Raw genomic sequence first — 16762 nt, 5'->3', positions numbered from 1 at the left:
GGTCAAAGGCCTTTCTGCTGGGCACCGGCTTGCGCAAGATCGGCAAGCACACGGCCGGTGAATTGGGTTCGCCTGTCGGCAAGTTGATGAAGCAGCGCCGCTTCCCTGGTCGCCAATCGGGCGATTTCGACAATGACGCGCTGGGTGGCAAGGTTGGGCACCGGGATCGTGATGCCCTCGAGGCCGCTTTTGGGGACCATGCGCAAAGTGCCCCCTTGCGCCTCCAGATCGATCTGTCGCTGGGCTTCGGGCTGATTGATGGCCCAAGCCAGATAATCCGGGGTTGCAAGGCTGGTATTCACGCGCAGGATGATCAGCGGTAGCAGGGCGACGATAGGTTCGGCCATTTCCGTGGCTACAACATACCCGAAATTCGGCTGGCCCCGGGACCGGAACACTACATCGCCGGGCTGAAGTGCGTAGCGATCGACCTGCAAATCCAGATTGAAGCGCTGCACGCCGGCCATGTCGATGGAGCCATCCTCGCGCAGATCACGCAATTGCATGGCGAGCTGCCCAGCCTCGGGCTGCTGGTTGAGTTTGCCCCGAACCGTGAACCCGGATTGGAATTGGCAGATGGCATCGAGGCGCATAAAATTCCTCTGTAGGACATGTCACAGCACATAAATGATTCGGCGCGCCGAATCAAGATCTAAACGCTGTAGAGCGGTTTACAGCAATTTTTTCCAGGTTGAGCGGTGTGGCTCGGACATGCAGGTCGCAGCGCCGTACGCTGGCGGCGGTTCAGGTCAGCCTTGCCCCGCAACCATTCTGCTACCTCTGCTTCGGCCAGTGCGCCGCTGGCCAATGCCAGAACCATGTGAATGGCTTCCTCGGCCGCAAAGCTTTGAGCGAAGATGTGGCCCATCGCGCCATTGGTGGGCCGGTATTTCTGGTATGAACGGACGGGTGGTTTCGACACCATGACAATGGATCGCGAACGTCGGCTTTCGTGGCGGATGTGGCCATCTCGTAGATGAAATCCGAATGACCAGTTTCCTGTTTTCGCGCTCCAAAGCAGACCGAGCGCGAGGTCCCAACGTCGGTCGTTCACCGTCGTCCACGGCTCGGAGAACCGAGGGCAGCTATTTGGCGATCGCGCTGATTTGTGGGGGCAGGAGCCGAGGAGGCTGGCAACCGCCTGAGCGTGTCGCCTGCCCCCAATCCCAATACGAAATCAGCCGACGGCCGAGCCCTGTCCGCGCAACTCGTCCAGATGGTCGCTCCACCATTGGTGCATCGCAACACGCTCCTCCCAATAGCGGCCGCGATTGTAGATTCCGCGAATGGCATTAGCATCCGCATGCGCAAGCGAACGTTCGATTGCATCGGCGCTCCAGTGGCCGCTCTCATTCAGAAGCGTCGATGCGGTGGTCCTCAGTCCGTGCGCGGTTATCTCATCTTTGCGATATCCCATTCGCCGAAATGCGTTGTTGACGGTGTTCTCGCTCATTGTTTTTCGCGAGGTATGTATGGCGGGAAACGCATATCCGTCCGGCCCGGTGACCTCTTGCAGTTCTCGCAGATAGGCGATTACTTGCCGAGATAGCGGAACCTGGTGAGGTTTGCGCATTTTCATGCGCTCAGCGGGGATGGTCCAAACACCAGCCTCGAAGTCGAACTCTGACCAGTCGGCTTTCCGCAGTTCGCCCGGCCGGGACATGACGTGGGGGGAGATCCGCATGGCAAAGCGCGTGATTGCGCTGCCGGAGTAGCAGTCGATGTCGCGGAGCAGTTTTCCGATTTGCTGCGGGTTGAGCAGCGCAGCATGATGAGTAACCTTGGGAGCGATCAGCGCGCCGCGCAGGATGGTCGTGGGGTCACTTTCGCCGCGTCCTGTGGCCACACCATAACGGAAAACACGGCTCGCAAATTCCCGACAGCGCCGCGCCGTTTCCCGCTTCCCCTGCTTTTCTAAGGCTTTCAGGATCGCGAGAATTTCGAGTGGCTTGATTTCAGAGATTGGCCGATGTGCGATGGGCTTCAGCAGCGTCAGTTGCCAAACCATTTTGTCGGTCGTTACCTGCGCTCTCTCTTCGGCAATCATTTTTTCGATGAAGTCTTTTGCGACATCCTCGAACGAGTTGGCGGCTTTGAAGGAAGCGACGAGCTTGTGCAGCTTTCGCACCGCCAGTGGGTCTTCGCCTCCGGCGAGGACTTGGCGCGCTTCGTCGAGCTTCCTGCGCGCGCCTTCCAGGCCGACATCGGGATAGCGGCCGAGCGCGAGGCGCTTCTGTTTGCCGAGAAAACGATATTTGAAGCGCCATAGCTTCGACCCGTTGGGGTGGATTTCCAGAAAGAGACCTCGACCGTCACTGCACCGGTAGGTCTTGGCGTCAGGTTCAAGCTGGCGAATTTGGGTTTCGGTAAGTGCCACGCGCGATTCTCCTCGATAAGGTCGAAGCGCGTAAGGGGGCCGTCCAGGTGGGCCATCGTTGTGAGTCCTCTCAAGGAGGTTTTGGTGCCATTTCGTGGCCCCATTTTGCTCAAGATGGCCTGGAACTGCCTGACACACTCTTAGACCGGGGAGGCTCAAGAATGGCAGAATTCAGCCATATTTTCGAGCGTTTGGGACGATCTGAGAGGGAAAGGTGGTGCCGCTTACGTGACTCGAACACGTGACCCCATCATTACGAATGATGTGCTCTACCAACTGAGCTAAAGCGGCATGCCTTGGTTGGGCCGGGTGCAATCCGGCGCCGGGGCAGGGGGCGCCTTTACCGGGGAGTGGGGGCGCGTGCAAGGGGCTTTCTTATCGATCGTGCGATCTCCGGCTTTCTGCTCGCAAATCCCTATATTCCATAGCGCAGTTTGATGGCGCGGTAGCGCTGGCGGAGCAGTTCGGCGCGTTGGTCGGGCGAGGTGCGGGCGGTTCCCGGCGGGAGGTGATCGGCCAGTTCGATGGCCTTGACCAGGCGGGTGCGGAACGTGGCGGGCTGCTGGCTCATCAGGTTGCGGTATGTGAGATTTCCGTCCGAAAAGCCCTGCGTGTCCACCCAGTTATGGAGGCCGGGGTCTTCGTGGGAGAGAATCAGGCGGACGATGCCGTCGCCGTCCACTTTCGTGCGCGCGGGCGTGTAGCTGACGGGGCGGTGGAGGAAGTCCATCGATCCCATCAGCGCGCCGCCCATGCCGAACAGCCAGAAGCCGGGATGCCAGTCCATCTCCACGATCAGCGCCTCGTCCGGTTCGAGGCGCCAGACCATGTGCGCGGCCATGCGGCCGCGTTTGGCGTCGCTGGTGTCGTTGGCGGCCTTGTCTGCCGGGAACATGTTGAGGCTGGCAGGATCGCATACCCCGCGCGAGGTGCGCCAGGCGTGTTCGGGCCAGTCGCGCATCAGGCCGGTGACGAAATCTCCGGCCCAGTTCATCGCCTCGCCCATCTGTGCGGGCGAGGGCAGGGGGCGGGGCGTGGCCATGCCGATCCGCTCGATGGTGAGGGTAGTGGGGGTTTCGCCCCAGGCGTCGAAGGCCTCGCGGATGAACAGCTTGCGCGAGCCGGGCGTGGTGGGGAGCCAGTTCCTGTCCCGTGGCGGCCCGCCGATGGTCACTGCGAAGGTGCCGTCCGCCCCGGTTTCGATCTGGTGGCCGAACAAGTTGGCTTCCGGGATGTCGCCGAAGGGTTCGTGCAGGCTGGGCCAGTCGGTGCCGGGGATCGTGTCGGGGCGCGGGCCTTGCACTGTTATGTTGAGCCAGCGTGCCGTGCCGCGGCGGCCCGAGAGGCGGTAAACGTGCTCCCCGGAAATCCACGCCTGGCGATAAGTGAAGTCCGCCAGGTCGCCGCCCAGCTTCATCGTCGGCGTGGTGAAGGGGTGGATCTGCGGGAAGGCCGGGTCGCGGGTTTCCAGCGCGAGGTCGAAGGCCTGTCCGACGTTCTGCGTGAGGAAGCGGAAGGCGTCCGCGCGCTGAAGCGGGTTGGCCGGGTTGGCGTCCTTGAAGGCGGACTGTCCGGCCTGTTTCAACTGCTCGCAGAAGCTGTCCCACGCGGCCTTGAGCGCGGGATCGTCGGTTGCGTCGCCAAAGGCCATCGTCAGGCTCCCAGTCGGGTGAGGAGGTCGGAAAGGATTCGTGCCGCGCGTGTGCAGGCTTTTGCCGCGCCTTCGGCCTCGATGCGGGGGCCCAGCAGTTCAAGGTCGAACAGGCCGGTGTAGCCGAGTTCCAGCACGTCGCGCAGGATCGCCTCCAGCGGTACCGCGCCATCGCCCGGCACCGCGCGGCAGGGGGTGGTACGGTCGCCGGGGACATGGTCGCTCACTTGCACCAGGCCGGCGAGGGGCAGGGCCTCGGCCAGCTTTTCGCGCAGCATGGCCTCGCTCCAGCAGGCGTGGAGATCGACGCAGAGGCCGATCCCGGCGGCCTGCGCAAGATGCCGGGCATCGGGCAGGGTATGGGCGATGTGGATGTCCACCGTGAGCGGGGAGGCGTTTTCCACCAGCAGGGAGACGCCGCTGGCGGCGGCGTATTCGCGGCAGGGCGCCAGCAGGGCGGCGAAGCGCTGCGCCGCCTGTTCCCATGACAGCGCGCCGCGCCCGCCGGTGATGAGATAGATCGACGGCGCGCGGAGCTGCGCCGCAAGGTCGATCACGCGCATCAGTGCGGGCGTGGCCATCCCTGAATCGCGTTCGAGATCGGGGTGGAGCGCGAAGGGGTGGTTGATGCAGCCCACCGTCACCCTGCCGCGCTGCACTGCTTCGTGCGCAGCATGGATGTCTTCCGGCTGAAGCAGGCGCGGGGAAACCAGCGTCGCATGCTGCACGCCGATGGTGCAGCAGAAGTCGATGAACCCGGCGGTCGAGCGATCGACCATGGCGACCTGGTGCAGGCTGACGCGGGGGTGCATCAATGGCGCCTTTCGATCTCGACGCCGAAGCGCTCCCGGAAGGGGGCGAACTCTTCGTTCAGGGCTTCAAGGTCGTATCCGGCATCGACCAGTACCTGGGTGGAATAATGGAACTTGCCGTGGCGGTCGCCCTTGTTTTCCGCCAGATAGCGCCGCATCGCGCCTTCCGCTTCGGGCGTGAAGGCACGGCCGGCAAAGGCGTAGTAATCGCGGATCACGCTGACGGGATCGGCCACGAAATCGCGGTAGCGCACATGGTGGATGCGCGGATCGCTTGCCAACGGATGGGCCATCGTATTGCCGATCGACCAGCGCACGCGCTCCAGATGGGCGCGGGCTTCCTTCACCAGATCGATCTTGCCGACCACGCCGTCCATGATGTCCGCCATCATCATCGTCGAACTGGCGGCCACCATCACCGGATCGCGGTGGAGCCAGACCAGCGAGGCATCCGGATAGGCATCGAAGAAGGCATCGAGCCGGGTGGTGTGGAACCCCTTGAGCACCCAGTGGCGTGCCGGGCGCCGGTATTGCAGGGCTTGCAGCATGGCCTTGTGGATGCGGTACTGAGCGGGCGGATCGGTGGGCAGGCCGAAGGAGAGGTTCTGCATCGGCACGCGCCACCAAGCCGTGGGTGTCATCACCCGGAAATCGAAGGCCCAGGTCCGCTCGTCTTCGGGCAGGCCTTCGCCCAGCATGTCGTTATAGGGGTGGCAGTGCAGCCAGCGCGGCATCTTCGCGTTGATCTCGCGCCATTCGGCGTCGGCTGCCGCGATGCGGGGATCGGTGCCATCGACCGTCCCCGGCGGCGGCGAGGGGTGCATCACCTCCCAGAACCGCAGCGCCCGTGCCGCGGGATCGACGGCGAGGAGGGCGTGCATCAATGTCGTCCCGGAGCGCGGTTCGCCGCTGACGAACATCGGGCGATCGATCGCTTCCTCGGCGAGCGGGAAGCGCTGGCGGTCCTCGAAGAAGCGCAGGCGGTCGGTCAGCAGCCAGAGCACGTTCTCCGCCGCCGCCGCGCGGCCCGCAGCGTCCATGGCGATGGTATTGATATGTTCCACGGCGAGGGCGAAGCGCTGGGGAAAACCGTGGTCGGCCCAGTCCGAAAGGCCGGTGCGTTGCTGCGCTTCAAGCAGCAATTGCTGCGCGTCGAGTTCGGCCATCTCAGCCCTCCACCAGCTTCGCGATTTCGTCTTCGGTCTCCCGGACCTTGGCGGCGCTGGTGGCGGAGAATTTCATGCCGCCCATCGCCCCGTATTCCATCAGCTTGTAGACGCGCATCCCGGCATCGGCGAAGCCCTTGATCTTGAGCGCCACTTCCCTGGGCGTGCCGGTGGGCAGCACGTCGCGGATGGCCTGGGGGTCCATCTCGTTGCAGAACCTCACCATCTTGTCGCGGCTGAGGCGCACGGGATCGAAGTCCATGATGCCGCGCCAGTCGGGGCCCATGGGATGGTCGTAGCCGAACTGCGCAAGGTCTTTCGCGGTCATCATCAGGATGATCGACTTCACCATCGGCGCGCGCAGCATCTCGTCGATCTCTTCGGGTTCGCCGATCAGGCACATCTGCGTGATGGCGGGGGTGAAGTGGCTCATGTCGCGCCCGGCGGCATCGCCCGCGTCAAGGATGACCTTGAGCTTGGCGGCATAGTCTTCCGGCGTCCACGAACCCGCGGGCCACCAGCCGTCCGCCTCCCGCCCGGTGATGGACAGCATCCTCGGCCCTGCCGCGCCCAGCCAGATCGGCGGCGCCTTGCCCTCGTAGAACTCGGTGTCCAGCCGGGCGTGGTGGAGGTGGAAGAACTGTCCTTCGAAATCGACCGGGCCGTCCGAATGCCACAGCAGCTTGATGACCTTGATCGCCTCTTCCAGCCGCCCCACCGGCTTGTCGAAATCGAAGCCGTAGGGAACCGTGTTTTCCAGCTCGCCCGATCCCAGGCCGAGGATGAAGCGGCCTTTCGACAAGTGGCTGATCGTCAGCGCCGTCTGCGCCAGCAGCGAGGGGTGGCGGCGCACGGTGTCGACCACCGTGGTCGCCAGCGGCGTGTTCTGCGTCAGCACCGCCGTTGCCGCCGCCACGGCCAGACCGTCGAGATGGCGGTGCGGGCTGGGGGAGGCCTTGGCGAGGTCGGTGAATTCCGGCGTCCAGATCGAATCGGGCCAGAAGCTCACCATGTGATCGGGCAGCCAGATCGAGTGGTAGCGCCCCGAATCGTAGTCCTGCGCCATCTGGATGCCGAGCGGCAGGGTGGTTCGCAGGAAGGCTGCGGGCTGCACTTTCATGGCCACGGGCATGGGTTCATCCTCTCAGGCAGCGTCCTTTCCGTACCGCCAGGGTGATGGTTCGGCGCCGCTCGTTGTTTCCGGGCACCGTTGTGAGGTAGCCCCCGGCCAAGGCAAATTCCCATTTGGGGATCACGAAAATGCTGCAAGGAGAGGACGCGGCGCTGCTGGTGCCGCTGATCGAGGGACTGGTGGAAGACCCGCCCTGGCGGCGCTTCCTCGATGCCCTGCGCACGCGGGTTGCGGCGGACTATGCCAGCCTCGTGTTCCGGCCCCTGCCGCAGGGCACGCCGGAGGCGCGGGTGATCCACCTCTATTCCGGCCAGCCTTCGCCGCCGCCGATCTCGCGGCTCTACCGCGAAAGCCTCTATCTTCGCGACCCCATGCCCTATCACGCGATGCAGGAGGGGCGGACTTACGCCCTGAGCGAGCTGCTGTGCTACGGCGACCCCGGCCACGATGCCTATCTCGACCAGCTGCTCGTTCCTTCGGGCATGAACCATATGCGGATGATCCGTTTCGCCGAACCGGGCGGGGTCAACGGCTGGATCACGATCACCCGGCGCTGCGGGGAGTTCGCTTCCGGGGTGGACCTGCTGCTCGAAGACCTCGCCCCGCACTTGCGCGCCGCGCTGGGCAGCTTCGTGGCGCTGGAGCGCGAACGCATGGGCGCGGAGATCGAGCGCGAGGCCGTGCGGCGTATGAACTTCGGCTGGGTCACGCTGGACGGGGATGGCAAGGTGCTCGATGCCGACCGTCTCGGCGCGCAGATGCTGCAGGGGGCGGACGGGTTAACGCGCGGCCGGGACGGCCGGCTGGGCGCCCGCGATCCCCGCTTGCGGCGGCAGCTTGCCGAAGCGGTGGCCGAACTCGCGCAGGACCCGCAGGCTCGCCCCCGTGCACTGGTGCTCTGCCGCGAGCCATGGCTGGACCTGCTGCTCGTCCCTTCCGGTCGCCGCATGGGCACGACGCGCGCGGCGCCGGCGATCCTGTGCTATCTCCATGCCGATCACTGGTCCTCGGCCGACCGCTGCGGCCAGCTCGCGCAACTGTTCGACCTTACCGCCAGCGAAGCGCGGCTGGCGCTGGCCCTGAGCCGGGGACTGTCGATCGCCGAGGCGGGGCCGGAAGTGGGGCTGACGGTGGAATCCGCACGGACCTATTCAAAGCGCATCTACGCCAAGACCGGAGCACGGGGGCAGGCGGATCTCGTCCGTTTCATCCACCGCAGCGTGCTCGCGATTGCGTGAAGCAGGGGCGGAGGCTTCCGATGAAGCTGCCCTTCCGAAAGGCGCCCGTTTTCGCCATTCCGGGCGGGGAGCGCCGCGCTCGAAAGCCGTACGTTCGGTGCTCGCCGCTCGGGAAGAAATGCAGCCTGACCGGACACGCCCCATTGCAGACATTCTCCATTTGTTGCAGCCTTCCGCAATGCTCTCCGCGCTCTTAATCCTCGCTGCTGCTCCGGCTCATTCGTGTGACTTAGACAACATTACGTCTGCAAAGGCAGTTCACAACGCTCTTGCAAATCGAGCCGTTCAGCTTGTCGCCGCAGCACTGACGCCGACAAACGATAACGACGCTTCACAACTGTCACGCTTCGTCGATGACAACGCGCAATTTAGCCTTGGTGCAGGCGACGTTGGCAGACCTCTTGGAGCGGGTGCTGTCGGAGCAAAAGCATTAGCCTTAGCGATGAATGCAGATGGATTTAGGTTTTTCGGGTGGGATTACATGGACGGCCCGGCGGACGGATGCAGAGAGCAGACCGTGACAGTCGAGTTTACGAATGCGTCCGATCATTTGGTTTCACAAGTTCAGTTCAAGTTTGATCAGGGCCGTGTCCGCGAAGCGCAGGGATGGCAGCGCAGTTTCCAGAGTGGGGGATTGTAGCTAGCGCTTCCCGCCAAGAATGTCTGCTACCCACCCATGATTGCCTTTCCGGATCGCCGATCCCATTGTTGGTGGCGTAAAGCTGCCCGACCGTTTCCTGGCGGTGCAGATCCGCAGTGTAAGCGGCTATGAAGGGTGGTTAGTTGCCGGGCATGGGCGGCCCAACCGGACCAGCCAACTCGTTATCTTCCTTTATCGATACCACTTTGAAACCAGCGCCCCGCCCGGCTCGACGTGCCGCATTAACGCATCTCTTCGGAACGTCGGAGGAGTAATTGATCACCAAGTGCTCACGCGGGGCAAAGCGTTCTAAATCAGTTCGGAATTGCTTCGCATCCATTCCGTTGTCGCCGGTCCAGAATAGGCAGCGACCTTCCTCGAAAGTAATGGACGCACCGATGGTTTCTAGTTCCGAGCTTGGAATTTCTTCCAGACCGCTTGCCGTAGAGAGCAGCAGCGCCAATGCACCGAGAGTATTCATATCGAGATGATGCACCAACGTAGATATGGCGACAATGGGGCGTGTCCGGAACGGCAGATTCCCGGTTAAATCCCTGAAAATCTGCCATTCCGCTTTGTCGGGTTCCTAGCCTGAGATAGATACGTCCCGTATCGTCGTTCCGACGGGCAGCCCTCGAACCCGCGCTAAGGTTTGGGCCGAGAGGGTCCAGTAAACGCTAAAGTCGATCAAGCTGAGGTTTGAAACATCATCTGTCCCGCCGAGATAGAGCGGCAGCTTGTAACCAATGCACTGATCGTAATTCGGGCGAGTGCCGCCTGCCTCTAACCACTGCTGGAAAAATGAATACGCCGCCGCTGCGTCAGGCTCGTTCGCTAGCTCGTCATCATGAAACACGGCCCGATTGACGGGTATCTCAAGTACTTCCCCTGTGCCCGGTTCGAGCATGAGAACCTGCGGAGCACCATCGACTATCCGCCGCTCGTCGGTCGCAAACTGGCGACCCAACCAGTCGGCTCCGAAGCATTCTATCCTGTCAGTGAAGTCGGGAAATGCTTCAATCGCGAGCGCAGTGAAGCGCGCAACGTCTTCTTGCCGATGAAGGCGGTACGCCCCGTCTAAATAACCCACGTCATTCGCCTCCAATTATCGACAAACTAGCGATAAGCCTAATGTCTGCAAAGTCGGCGTGTACGGTCAGGCTGCATTTCTTCGCGCGCGGCGAGAACCGGACAGGCCCCTATGGAACGCGACTCTCGGCGTCGGGAGGGGCCGAAATGGGTGGATTGCGGACATAGGCATAGCTGGCGTGCAAAGTCAGCAACGCGGCCAGATTTTGCCGCCCGTTTCGGACTCACGCGCGAGGCGCCGGTCATCTAACAACGACTGGCGGAGATGCATCAGGGCCCAAGGGAGGCGTGAAGTTCAGCGTCACCACTAGTCCAGCTTTTTGGAAATCATCGATGTAGGTGATCTCCGCCCTCGAGACATCGAAATAGGAAATGTGGGGTATGCTTCTCGCCCAGAAGTTTGTTCCAAACTCACCTACTAGTTCGAGCGTCGTGGGACGGCCGTAGGGTTGGCAGGATGGCAAGGGGGCCTGCCTGCCCGGCGGGTACTCAGCTTCGCTATGGCAAACAATCGAGTCGTTTTTGCCGGCGACGACGCCTTTGGTGGTGAAGTACAGCCGGCGTTTCGGCTCAAGCAATTGTGTATTCATGTCAGGATGAGCGGATGCAGAAATGTCGACTTTGGTGTTGGCAGGTAGCGCCAGCACGACGTACTGAGCATGCGCAGAACCATGCATAATGCTAAAAGATGCAAAAACAATTGCTATCAATCGTAGCATTTCAACCTCCGCGACATTTATTGTCAGAAAATATAATAGATTTGTAAATTATTTTTAATAGATTATACTTTACTTATAATATCTCTGGACTCCTTCAATCCTGAGACAATGGGGGTCAAGTGAGTGATGGTTTCATTTATCGCCGAGTGTCGATTGATCTTTGAGTTCATGTCGGCTTCGAGAATGCGGCGCTTTTCATAAATCATTTCCTTTAGCGCCTCGCCCCCTCCCGTGGGAATAATTTCCGGCGCGCCGACGGGGCTGTATGTTTTGCCCGGGAATGAAGGCTTCCTTTCGTCTGCCGTTAAAATTTCCGGCTGTCGTTCCGACTCTACGTCCATCCAAACATACCCCCGCTCAAATCCGCCGCTGATCGAAGGTTGGGTCACTACGGTCCATGCATAGTTGTTCCCCGAATAAAGCTCGGGCTGAGTAATTCTCCCCTTCCACCAACAGATTTGAACGGTGGTGCCAAGGCATGGACGTACAAGATCCTCGATGGCGGCTCGCTCGAGTGTCCGCGTCAAGAGTGCTCGTCCAGGGCCGCTGGATGCTTCATCGGTTGCGAGCCCAGCGTCAAAAAACGCAAGCTTCCGATTTCGTGATGTTTTTAATTGGACCGCCCACGCTGGGTTATAGGCGGCCAATATTTTGTACCCTGCGGCTCGTGTGAGAAAGCTTGTCAATATAGTCCACGCGCTTGAGTACCCCCATTTGTTTTCGAGCAACCCTTCTTGCCCGGATAAAACTATGAGATATTCAGCCAGGCCTTCTAGCATTGCGGGACTGAGTTCAGTTTCTTGCGCCGTACTCAATATTTCCAACACTCCAGACCGCGCGCCCATTGCTCTTGATTCTTCGACATCTTTCATTATTTCGTCAAATTTGTTGGGAAGTCGGGATATTTCTTCTCTGATTAACCTGACCTCATCGAGCAAAAGGTCGAGCTTGCCGTTGATCTGATCCAGCTTATTGATGACGTCACCCATCCACTGGTTTTGCTGACGACTCGCTTCGCGCTCCGCTAAAGCTGTCACGACCTCTTTCGCAATCTCCCACCACATGTGTCGTGCTCCCTTCCGCACTCCAAACTTCACGAGAATAACATCGCTGGCTCATGCCGTTTTGCATTTTTTGGGAGTAGTTCTTTTGGAATGCCGATGTGATGTTGGAAGCTATTGTACTAAAGGCTTCGCCCTTTGAGTCTGCCACTTCCTTCCATTACCATGGCAGCTTCATCGCCATTCTCGCCAGAACCGGACAGTCGCTTCACGGCCCCTTCCTGTCATTTACGCTAAACCATCGGCTGGCTGAACGCGGGCAACCCTCCATCCCGAGATTTCTCCACGCGTCCCGGGCGGTCCTTGGGGGCGCCGTGTTTCCTGTGATTTGGATACATTTCCAGAACCTCGCAGCAGCGATTTGAACATATGTTCAGCATTTCCCGTTGACTTCGGGCCAGATGATCTCCAGCCAATGGATACGAAGCGGCCGCAAGGTGCCGCGCGGTGGAGTGGAGAAGGATGTCGGGCCAGCTTGCAGGAAAGGTCGCGCTCGTTACCGGCGCGTCGTCGGGGATCGGGGAGGCGGCGGCGCTTTGCATGGCAGAGGCTGGGGCCGCCGTGGTGGTCTGCGCCCGCCGGGCCGAACGGCTCGCCGGGCTGGTCTCCCGGATCGAGGCCGCAGGCGGCAGGGCGCTTGCCATCCCGGGTGACATGACCGTGGAAGAGGACGCGCGCGGCGCAGTGGAGAAGACGGTCGCGGCGTTCGGGCGGATCGATATCCTCGTCAACTCGGCCGGGATCATGGAAGCGGGCGGGATCGAGAATTGCGATACCGCGATCTACCGCCGGGTGATCGACATCAACCTGATGGGCACCGTCTACACCAGCGCCGCCGCCGTGCCGCACATGCTGGAGCAGGGCGTGGGCGATATCATCACCATCTCCTCGCTCGCGGGGCGCAAGGGCGGGCCGATGACCAGTGCCTATTCGGCCAGCAAGCACGCGGTCAATTTCATGACGGACGGGATGCGACAGGAACTGGGCGGCAGGAACATCCGCGTCACCACGCTGATGCCCGGCGCAACCGAGACGGAAGTGGCGGATTCGATCTCCGATCCGCAGTGGCGCAGCGCGATCAAGGCGCATGTCAGCAAGGACGGCGCGGTGAAGCCGCGCGATATCGGCGAGGCCGTGGTCTTCATCCTCGCCATGCCGCGCCGCACCAACATCTCGGAAATCACCATCCGCCCGACCATCGATACGAGTGCCTGAGAAATTCGGCGCCTGAGGGAGAACGATTATGGCTGGAAGGCTTCAGGATAAGGTCTGCATCGTCACCGGCGCGGCGTCCGGCATGGGCCGGGCGATGGCCGAACTGTTCCATGCCGAGGGGGCGAGGCTGGTGCTCGCCGATATCTCGGGCAGGCAGGACGAAGTGGCGGCCGCGCTCGGCGGCGACACGGTGGGCGTGCAGTGCGACGTTTCCGACGAGGCGCAAGTGGCGGCGATGATCGCGGCGGCGGAGGAGCGCTTCGGGCGGCTCGACGTGCTGTGCAACAATGCCGGGTTCGGCGGGCCGATGGCGCCGCTGCACACGCAGTCGCTGGAGACATGGGACCGGGTTCACGCCACCAATCTGCGCGGCACGTTCCTCGGCATGAAACACGGCATCACCTCGATGCTGAAGACCGGCGGCGGGGCGATCGTGAACACGAGTTCGGCCTCGGCGGTGATCGGGTGGAAGCATCACTCGGTCTACGGAGCGGCCAAGGCGGGGGTGAACCAGCTTACCAAGGTCGCCGCGCTGGACTATTCGGACCAGGGCATCCGCGTGAACGCGATCGCGCCGGGTACGATGTGGACAGGGCTGGTGGAAGCATCGCGTACCCATGCCGAACCGCCTGCCGAATTTCCGGTCCTTGCCGGGATCCCGATGGGCCGGTGGGGCTCGGCCAGGGACATTGCGCAGGCCGCGCTCTATCTCGCCAGCGACGAGGCGGCCTATGTGACCGGCGTGGTCCTGCCGGTGGATGGCGGCTACTGCATCGGCTTTTCGGGAATGGGCGCGGAGCGGCCCGGCATCGCCAGCGTCAATCCGGGCTGAGGCACCGTTCCGGTACTGGCGCGGCGCCGGCCTCCTTCAATCGCCTGATCTCGAAGAGATCACCCCCAGCCGATAATTTCCCCCCCGGGATTATCGAGCCCTTGGCGAGCGTGGGCCGGCGCCGCGATCCGGCCGTGCCGGATGGAAACCGTACAAAGCTGGCGGCAGTCCCCAAGGGAACGGGTTCGGCCAGGTGGGCCGGACTGCCGCCAAGTTATGCGAAGTGCCTGCCGGAAGGGCCTTGCCGTGGGGTCGCATCACGGTTCGGCTGGCTTGCGGCAGTGTCCTTGTCCCGGGCGTTGCCGCCTGCGATTCGGACGCGGCGGTTATGACAGCATCGCGCTCGGTCCGGTGTGAGGCAAATCACGCTTCGGCGCCCCGGCGGTGCGAAACGGGGTCAGTCGCGCCGCTCGACGGTTACCCCGCCGTTCATCATCGCCTCGGCGGGGCCGCTCAGCACGTCCATCGGGAAGACCCTGGGCACGCGGCTGGCCGCATCGAGCCGGGCAAGCTGCTCCTCGCCAAGATCGAGGGTGAGCGCGCCGAGGTTGTCCTCCAGCTGCGCGGGGGTGCGGGCGCCCAGCACCGGGGCATCCACGTCCGGGTTCGCCAGCAGCCAGGCCAGCGCGACTTGCGCGGGCGTGGCGCCGATCTCTTCCGCCACCTCCTGCACCGTGCGTGCGATGGCGAGGTTGCGATCCGACAGGCGCCCGGTCGCGGCATTGATCGCCTTGCGCGTGACGAGGTTTTCGCCCTGCGGCGGGGCGAGGTCGCTCGCGGTATATTTGCCCGTCAGCACGCCGCCGCCGAGCGGGGACCACGGGCACAGGCCCATGCCCATTTCCCGCGCCATCGGCACGAGTTCGCGCTCCACCGTGCGCTCGATCAGGCTGTGCTGGATCTGGAGCGCGCAGAACTGGCTCCAGCCCCGCAGTTCGGCGATCGCCTGCATCCGGCTGGCCTGCCAGGCGGGCGTGTCGGACAGGCCGATATAGAGCACCTTGCCGCTGCGAACGAGATCGTCGAAGGCGCGCAGCACTTCGTCCACCGGCGTGCGGAAGTCCCACATGTGGAGGTAGAGCAGGTCGATCCACCCGGTCTTCATGCGGCTGAGCGAGGCTTCGACCGAGCGCACCATGTTGCGCCGCGAATTGCCCGATGCATTGGGATCGCCGGGGCTCGTCGTCAGCGAATACTTGGTGGCCACCACCAGCCGTTCCCGCCGCGCGCCCATGAGCCGGCCGAGCAAGGTTTCCGAACCGCCCATCCCGCCGTAGAAGTCGGCCGTGTCGAGGAAATTGCCGCCCCGCTCCACATAGATATCGAGCATCCGCGCGGCGTCCTCGTCGGTAGAGCCCCAGGAGCCGGTCCCGCTTTCGCCGGAGCCCGCGCCGAAGGTCATCGTGCCGAGGCACAGCGGCGAGACGCGCAGGCCCGAGCGGCCGAGCAGGCGGTAATGATCGAGCTGGGTGGGCATCGGCGGGTCTCTCCTTCGGGATCGGCCTGCTTGTGACCGGCGGGGCGGGTTCGGGCCACTGTCCCGGCGCGGACATGCGGGCAGGGGCAAGCGGGATTGCCTGCCGGTTCCAGGCGGCCTAGCTACGCCGCCATGAAAGCTCCCGAGATCGCACAGGTAGACCCCTTCCACGCCATGGCCATCGGCCGCCTCGCCTACGAACTGGCGGGCGAGGGGCGCGACGTGATCCACATGGAATACGGCCAGCCTTCCACCGGCGCGCCCGCCGCCGCCATCGCCGCCGCGCACCGCGTGCTGGACAGCGATCCGGGCGGCTACTGGGAAAGCACCGCGCTGCTGGACCGCATCGCCCGCCATTACCGCGAGACTTACGGGGTGGAGGTCGACCGCGAGCAGGTGATCCTCACTTGCGGCGCCTCGCCCGCCTTCGTGCTGGCGCTCTCCAGCCTCTTCGTGCCCGGCGCCAGGGTGGCGCTGGCCCGGCCCGGCTACGTCGCCTACCGCAATACGCTCAAGACGCTCTACCTCGAACCGGTGGAGATGGCCTGCGGCCCGGCGGAGCGCTACCAGGTCACCGCCGCCGCGCTCGACGCGCTCGATCCCGCGCCGGACGGGTTGATCCTCGCCAGCCCGGCCAATCCGACCGGCACCGTGATCGCGCCCGAGGAACTGGCCGCCATTGCCGAAGTCTGCCGCCGCAAGAACATCCGCGTCGTCTCGGACGAGATCTACCACGGCCTCACGTACGAGGGCGCGGCGCAGTCCACCTTGCAGCATTTGCCCGATGCGGTGATCGTCAACAGCTTCTCCAAGTACTATTCTATGGCGGGCTGGCGGCTCGGCTGGCTGGTGGTGCCGCCCGGAGTGGTCGCCCCGGCGCGGGCGCGGATGAACAACCTGTTCCTCACCCCCTCGGTCCTGGCCCAGCACGCGGGCCTCATCGCCATGGACGAGACGGCGGAACTGGAAGGCCATGTCGAGAACTATGCCCGCAACCGCGAACTGCTGCTGGCCGCGCTGCCGAGCCTCGGGCTGGACCGGATCGCCCCGCCCGACGGCGCCTTCTACATCTATGCCGACATCGGCCACCTGACGAACGACAGTCTGGCCTTCTGCCAGCAATTGCTGCGCGACACCGGCGTGGCCACGGCGCCGGGGATCGACTTCGACCCCGTGGACGGCCACCGCTTCATCCGCTTCAGCTTCGCCGTTTCCACCGCGCTGGTGGAGGATGCCATCGCCCGCATGGTGCCCTGGTTCGCGGCGCGGGGGTGAGGACAAGGCGCCAGCCCGGAGTCGGCCTCCCCGTCCGTTCAGGCTGAATCCTCACCCGGCAGGTTCCAATATGCCACC

Annotated in this window: 17 protein-coding genes and 1 tRNA gene; 5 read left to right on the top strand and 13 right to left on the bottom strand. The window is 63.2% G+C overall.

The window, feature by feature from the left end:
- Window positions 1–2 precede the first annotated feature (2 nt).
- The 8 genes from ACXJ16_RS11715 to ACXJ16_RS11680 all read right to left on the bottom strand — a co-directional run bounded on the left by ACXJ16_RS11715 (window position 3) and on the right by ACXJ16_RS11680 (window position 7138).
- The gene (locus ACXJ16_RS11715; protein ID WP_463920721.1) at window positions 3–593 is read right to left on the bottom strand and encodes a restriction endonuclease subunit S domain-containing protein; all 591 of its coding nucleotides are present in this window, start codon (window positions 591–593) and stop codon (window positions 3–5) included.
- Between the two features lie 59 nt (window positions 594–652).
- Complete coding sequence (locus ACXJ16_RS11710) at window positions 653–1054, bottom strand: hypothetical protein (protein ID WP_463920720.1); 402 nt, start codon at window positions 1052–1054, stop codon at window positions 653–655.
- 123 nt (window positions 1055–1177) lie between these two features.
- Window positions 1178–2377, bottom strand: coding sequence for a tyrosine-type recombinase/integrase (locus ACXJ16_RS11705; protein ID WP_463920719.1), 1200 nt, complete (start codon window positions 2375–2377; stop codon window positions 1178–1180).
- 215 nt (window positions 2378–2592) lie between these two features.
- Window positions 2593–2668, bottom strand: a tRNA-Thr gene (locus ACXJ16_RS11700).
- A gap of 124 nt (window positions 2669–2792) precedes the next feature.
- On the bottom strand, window positions 2793–4028 hold the full coding sequence (locus ACXJ16_RS11695; protein ID WP_463920718.1) for a DUF1214 domain-containing protein: 1236 nt from the start codon (window positions 4026–4028) through the stop codon (window positions 2793–2795).
- Between the two features lie 2 nt (window positions 4029–4030).
- Entirely contained in the window at window positions 4031–4840 is an 810-nt protein-coding gene (locus tag ACXJ16_RS11690; protein ID WP_463920717.1) for a sugar phosphate isomerase/epimerase family protein, read from the bottom strand.
- Complete coding sequence (locus ACXJ16_RS11685) at window positions 4840–6006, bottom strand: sulfotransferase family protein (protein WP_463920716.1); 1167 nt, start codon at window positions 6004–6006, stop codon at window positions 4840–4842. Before ACXJ16_RS11685 ends, ACXJ16_RS11690 begins: the two co-directional genes overlap by 1 nt.
- Window position 6007: 1 nt before the next feature.
- Window positions 6008–7138: an LLM class flavin-dependent oxidoreductase gene (locus ACXJ16_RS11680; RefSeq protein WP_292636336.1), complete on the bottom strand. Its 1131-nt coding sequence runs from the start codon at window positions 7136–7138 to the stop codon at window positions 6008–6010.
- Between the two features lie 128 nt (window positions 7139–7266).
- On the opposite strand from ACXJ16_RS11680, the gene ACXJ16_RS11675 reads away from it, so the two are divergent.
- A complete protein-coding gene (locus ACXJ16_RS11675) occupies window positions 7267–8376 on the top strand; it encodes a helix-turn-helix transcriptional regulator (protein ID WP_463920715.1) in 1110 nt (369 codons plus the stop codon).
- A gap of 178 nt (window positions 8377–8554) precedes the next feature.
- On the top strand, window positions 8555–9016 hold the full coding sequence (locus tag ACXJ16_RS11670; protein WP_324697811.1) for a hypothetical protein: 462 nt from the start codon (window positions 8555–8557) through the stop codon (window positions 9014–9016).
- A gap of 139 nt (window positions 9017–9155) precedes the next feature.
- Here ACXJ16_RS11670 and ACXJ16_RS11665 read toward each other — a convergent pair whose 3' ends face one another.
- The 4 genes from ACXJ16_RS11665 to ACXJ16_RS11650 form a co-directional block, all read right to left on the bottom strand.
- Window positions 9156–9497 (bottom strand): hypothetical protein, encoded by a 342-nt coding sequence (locus tag ACXJ16_RS11665; protein ID WP_454796909.1) that lies wholly within the window; start codon window positions 9495–9497, stop codon window positions 9156–9158.
- Between the two features lie 105 nt (window positions 9498–9602).
- On the bottom strand, window positions 9603–10121 hold the full coding sequence (locus ACXJ16_RS11660; RefSeq protein WP_324697815.1) for a T6SS immunity protein Tdi1 domain-containing protein: 519 nt from the start codon (window positions 10119–10121) through the stop codon (window positions 9603–9605).
- Between the two features lie 226 nt (window positions 10122–10347).
- The gene (locus ACXJ16_RS11655; RefSeq protein ID WP_463920714.1) at window positions 10348–10815 is read right to left on the bottom strand and encodes a hypothetical protein; all 468 of its coding nucleotides are present in this window, start codon (window positions 10813–10815) and stop codon (window positions 10348–10350) included.
- 71 nt (window positions 10816–10886) lie between these two features.
- Complete coding sequence (locus ACXJ16_RS11650) at window positions 10887–11888, bottom strand: hypothetical protein (RefSeq protein WP_324697820.1); 1002 nt, start codon at window positions 11886–11888, stop codon at window positions 10887–10889.
- Window positions 11889–12347: 459 nt separating this feature from the next.
- On the opposite strand from ACXJ16_RS11650, the gene ACXJ16_RS11645 reads away from it, so the two are divergent.
- Together ACXJ16_RS11645 and ACXJ16_RS11640 are read left to right on the top strand one after the other, a co-directional pair.
- Window positions 12348–13100: an SDR family oxidoreductase gene (locus tag ACXJ16_RS11645; protein ID WP_185998160.1), complete on the top strand. Its 753-nt coding sequence runs from the start codon at window positions 12348–12350 to the stop codon at window positions 13098–13100.
- Window positions 13101–13128: 28 nt separating this feature from the next.
- Window positions 13129–13932, top strand: coding sequence for an SDR family NAD(P)-dependent oxidoreductase (locus ACXJ16_RS11640; protein ID WP_463920713.1), 804 nt, complete (start codon window positions 13129–13131; stop codon window positions 13930–13932).
- A 397-nt stretch (window positions 13933–14329) separates the two neighbouring features.
- Here the strand turns inward: ACXJ16_RS11640 and ACXJ16_RS11635 are convergent, their stop codons facing one another.
- A complete protein-coding gene (locus tag ACXJ16_RS11635; RefSeq protein WP_463920712.1) occupies window positions 14330–15409 on the bottom strand; it encodes an aldo/keto reductase in 1080 nt (359 codons plus the stop codon).
- Between the two features lie 132 nt (window positions 15410–15541).
- Here ACXJ16_RS11635 and ACXJ16_RS11630 point away from each other — a divergent pair, with 132 nt between their 5' ends.
- Entirely contained in the window at window positions 15542–16684 is a 1143-nt protein-coding gene (locus tag ACXJ16_RS11630; protein WP_463920711.1) for an aminotransferase class I/II-fold pyridoxal phosphate-dependent enzyme, read from the top strand.
- Window positions 16685–16762 lie beyond the last annotated feature (78 nt).

It is taken from the genome of Novosphingobium sp. TK71, from assembly GCF_055361505.1.
The sequence above is the reverse complement of the archived record's forward strand: the minus strand, read 5'-3'. Positions and strand labels throughout refer to the sequence as shown.